The organism is Psychrobacter sp. FME13 (genome assembly GCF_014861395.1).
Taxonomy (GTDB): Bacteria; Pseudomonadota; Gammaproteobacteria; order Pseudomonadales; family Moraxellaceae; genus Psychrobacter.
Genome location: NZ_RRYV01000210.1, coordinates 1 through 4,024, shown reverse-complemented (window position 1 = coordinate 4,024; position 4,024 = coordinate 1). Strand labels below are relative to the sequence as shown.

At 44.1% G+C, this 4,024-nt stretch carries 3 protein-coding genes; all 3 read left to right on the top strand.

Going from position 1 to position 4,024, the window contains the following annotated elements; genetic code table 11:
- On the top strand, positions 1-248 hold a 248-nt coding region (locus tag EI164_RS14940; RefSeq protein WP_192519210.1), incomplete at its 5' end, for an integrase core domain-containing protein.
- A gap of 230 nt (positions 249-478) precedes the next feature.
- Positions 479-2,530: an NAD-dependent DNA ligase LigA gene (gene ligA / locus EI164_RS14935; protein ID WP_192520710.1), complete on the top strand. Its 2,052-nt coding sequence runs from the start codon at positions 479-481 to the stop codon at positions 2,528-2,530.
- 466 nt (positions 2,531-2,996) lie between these two features.
- Entirely contained in the window at positions 2,997-3,542 is a 546-nt protein-coding gene (locus EI164_RS14930) for an RNA 2'-phosphotransferase (protein WP_192520708.1), read from the top strand.
- The last annotated feature ends 482 nt before the right edge of the window (positions 3,543-4,024 follow it).

The window sequence follows — 4,024 nt, the reverse complement described above, 5'->3', positions numbered from 1 at the left end:
CTGTTGGCACGACAGGTGATTCATACGATAATGCGTTGGCTGAAACGGTTAACGGACTTTATAAAACGGAGGTGATTGAATATTTAAAACAGCAGTGGCAAGGTGTGAGTGATGTTGAATTAGCAACCCTTGAATGGGTCGATTGGTTTAACAAAACTCGCATTCATAGTACGATTGGCTATGTGTCGCCTTTTGAGTTTGAGAGACGATACTATGATAGTTTTATTGAGTCAGACAAAGCTGCCTGACTCAAGCAATCAAGTCTCCGATATAGTCGGGGCGGTTCACCCTCATTTCTGCAAAATGCTAGAGTCGGTTCAAGATAATTTAGATACAAGGAAGGTGGGTGAAAGTACTGCACATAGTAGACTGAGCGAGCCTGACACAGTATCTGATTTATATGGGATTGACTATACCGAGTCTCTTACAAACTTGCTATCATATCGTCATCTTGAATTGCAAACAAAAGACGCTGACTATGACTGACTCTACCTTACCAAATACTGCTCATAACGATATCGTTGTGCAAATGCGCACGCTGATTGATACTCTAAAGACGCATAATTATGCGTATTACGTACTAGATAACCCCATCTTAGAAGACAGCGAATACGATCAATTGCGTCGTTCTTTGGTCGCGTTAGAAGAGTCACATCCAGAACTTATACAGCCAGACAGTCCGGTTAATCAAGTGGGCGACATGCCATTGTCTGCCTTTACCCAAGTGACCCACGATATTCCCATGTTATCTCTGGGCAATGTCTTTGATTATGACGAGCTACATACCTTTATCCGCCGTGTGAATGACCGTTTGAGTGATGCACAGCAAAACCCAGAGTATGAGATGGAGCTAAAGCTTGATGGCTTAGCCGTATCGTTAAAATATGCGCATGGTAAGTTTGTACAAGCCGTTACGCGTGGTGATGGGCAAACGGGGGAGGACATTACTCAAAATGCCAAAACCATTCGTAATTTGCCATTGTGGATAGCTGATGCCGCTGATATCGAGCTGTTAGAAGTACGTGGTGAAGTGCTGATGCCCAAAGCGGGGTTTGAGCGTCTGAACCGTTTGGCATTAGAGAAGGATGAAAAAACTTTTGCCAACCCACGCAATGCTGCCGCTGGGAGCTTACGTCAGTTAGACCCAGCCATCGCCGCCAGTCGTCCATTGGCATTTTATGCTTACTCTATCAATCAAGGACTGCCTGAGACCATCGAAACGCAGTCAGCAGGCTTGGCGTGGTTAAAAGACTTGGGCTTTACCGTTAGCGCTGTGGAAGTGGTCAAAACCCCACGCGCCGCTCAGACCTACTATGAGTCAGTGATTGAGGGCCGTGCTGATTTGCCGTTTGAGATTGATGGCATGGTGATAAAGGTAAATAGCCTATCATTGCAGCAGCAGCTTGGGTTTTTGTCACGTGAGCCGCGTTGGGCAACTGCTTATAAATTCCCTGCCGAAACAGTCATGACGCGTCTAAACGATATCGAATGGCAAGTAGGACGTACAGGTCAGATCACACCAGTGGGCAAGCTCGAACCTGTCAAAGTGGGCGGCGTCACGGTCAGCAATGTCACCTTGCATAACTTTGGCGAGATTCAGCGTTTGGACGTGCGAGCGGGCGATATGATCAGCGTACACCGTGCTGGTGATGTCATCCCCAAAGTCACCCGCGTCTGGCATGAGCAGCGTCCAGCAGACTCCACACCAGTGACACTGCCATCTACTTGCCCTGTCTGCGACTCGCCTGTGGTGCTGCCAGAAGATGAAGCACTGGCACGCTGTACTGGCGGCCTATTTTGCCCAGCGCAGCAGACCGAGGCACTCATTCACTTTGTCTCGCGTCGTGCCATGGATATTGATGGACTTGGTGCAAGTTGGCTGATTAGCTTCTTTGAGCATGGTCTGGTCAAAACCGTCGCTGATATTTATCAATTGCACAACCATGTAGATGAGCTATTAACATTAGAAAAACTGGGTGAAAAATCGGTACAAAATATCATCAACGCTATTGAAGTCAGTAAGCACACAACGTTGCCTCGTTTTATTTACGCACTCGGTATTCGCGGCGTGGGCGAGGGCACGGCACAAAACTTTGCTCAGCAGTTTGGTGACTTAGATAGTTTGATGGCTGCCAGTGTCGAAACCCTGATTAAAACGCCTGATGTGGGCACCATTACTGCCGAGCTTGCTTATGAGTTTTTCCGTGCGCCGCACAATATCGAGGTAATTAACTCACTATTAGAAGCGGGCGTGTATTGGGACAAAGTTGAAGCCACTTCATCAGAAGGGCTACCGCTCGATGGACAAACGTGGGTGATTACGGGCGCACTGAGCAGCATGGCGCGTGATGAAGCCAAAGCCAAGATACAGGCGCTGGGCGCAAAAGTCTCAGGCAGCATCTCGGCAAAAACCACGGCGTTACTGGCAGGCGAAAAAGCTGGTTCCAAATTGACCAAAGCAGAAAAGCTAGGCGTGAAAGTTGTGGGTGAGGATGAGTTTTTGGCGTTGGTTGGGGATGAGAACCGTTAAAAAATTGCACTGCTAACTGCGAGCATAGCTCTTGTCTTGCGTCAGACAAAACAGTGTTTTGCTCACTCCTCCTCAGGTTCGCAAGTGAAAATCCCTTAGAGGGGACTTTCTGGTTAGGTCATACTTTAATAACATGCTCGTTCCTAGCGCAAGAGAAAAAGATAAAGATAAAGATAAAGATAAAGATAAAGATAAAGATAAAGATAAAGATAAAGATAAAGATTTAAAAGCATGGCCTCAGCATTGAGTTCTTTCAAAATGGGCAAATATGCGGGTCATGAGCTGTTATCCTTTAATAATTCACTCGGTGCTCGTCCATCGCGTACAGTTTTCGTCTTCCGCTTTAGTAGGGAGTCACGGTTGCTTTACTCATTCACGCAAGAATAAGCACTTTGCATATTTTTTAGTAGGGCACGCCCAGCACACCTTGAAAAACAAACTACTCTAATTGACCTGAAAAATACTCATGAAAAACAATACCGAAACCAGTAAGTTCTTAAGCTATATTTTACGACATGAGCCTGACTCCATAGGTCTGGTATTTAGTAGTGACGGCTGGGCTGATATCAATGAACTGATGCAATTAGCCAATACGTCAGGCAATAATATTACGTTAGAGCAAATTCATTCTATCGTAGAAAGTGATAAGAAAGGACGTTTTTCAATTTCTGACGATGGTCAGTATATAAGAGCTGTGCAAGGTCACTCTTTAAAGACGGTAGACTTGAATCTAAAAGAAACAACGCCTCCTGCAAACTTGCTTCATGGTACGGCTCAACGTTTTATAGAAAACATCAACAACGAAGGACTCGTATCTCAAAAAAGACAATATGTTCATTTGACGGAAGATTATGATACCGCAACGAAAACAGGCATGCGCTATGGCAAGCCTGTTGTATTAAGTATTGATAGCCATAAAATGCAAGAAGAAGGTTATAAGTTTTATCAAGCAGAAAACAATGTTTGGCTTACTTTGGCAGTGCCGCCAGCGTACATCACTATTCATAAATAGTATGAGTAGTAACCTCATGATAAACAAAAATGTTGAGCATGAAAGACGCAGTGTAGTCAGTGCTTTTGCGCTTTGATCTACCTGTATTCAGGCCTGAGACTCTGCCTAAAGCATATAAATCATGCTATGAAGTCTGTGACAGTATGTAATAAGTCTCCTACAAGCAGTACACTGGTCAGTTAGCATAATTTTTAGGTAATTAGAGCAATGCAAAAGATAGCTTTTTTGATAAAAAAATTGAGTAGTATGATGAAAAGTCTGCTGCTTTATGCTGGAAGCATTATCACAATAGTGATGACTTGTGCTTTCTTATATTCTGCTTTTGTCTTTACGTATTATCCCAAACAAATGCAAAAGTTTTGTGATTCCATCGAAAAAGGCGATTTAATACAAGATATCAAAAAACAAGCTGATGACAATAACTTTGGAGACCATCCCGAATTCTGTGTAACTGCCGTTTAGATTAAATGCTTGCTGATACG

What these genes read in the sequence shown, in the direction of transcription:
- ligA (WP_192520710.1), top strand. Translation starts at nt 479, where the DNA reads ATGACTGACTCTACCTTACCAAATACTGCTCATAACGATATCGTTGTG.
- EI164_RS14930 (WP_192520708.1), top strand. Translation starts at nt 2,997, where the DNA reads ATGAAAAACAATACCGAAACCAGTAAGTTCTTAAGCTATATTTTACGA.